Consider the following 389-nt stretch of genomic DNA (forward strand, 5'->3'; position numbering starts at 1 on the left):
CCCACTTCGGCCTGAAGGGCTTGGCGGTCACTTGCGCTGTTGGAGGCGTTGGCCGATTGCACTGCCAGCTCTCGCACCCGCTGCAGAATGTCGCCAGACGCTTTGAGTGCACCTTCGGCAGTCTGTGCCAGCGAAATGCCGTCATTGGCGTTGCGCACCGCCTGGTTCAAGCCGCGGATCTGGCTGGTGAAGCGCTCGGAGATGGCCAAGCCTGCGGCGTCGTCCTTCGCACTGTTGATGCGCAGACCCGACGACAGGCGCTGGATGGATTGGGACAACTGCGACTGACTGGTGGTCAGGTTGCGTTGGGCCGTCAAAGAGTTGACGTTGGTGTTGATGATGGCTGCCATAGCTTTTTCTCCAGTAAGGACCGTTTGACACGGAGTTGC

Annotated in this window: 1 pseudogene; it reads right to left on the bottom strand. The window is 60.4% G+C overall.

From position 1 onward, the window contains the following. A pseudogene (locus tag HA630_RS27390) lies at nt 1-350 on the bottom strand (flagellin); the annotation flags it as partial. Nucleotides 351-389: the final 39 nt, after the last annotated feature.

Source organism: Aquabacterium sp. A08, from assembly GCF_011742065.1.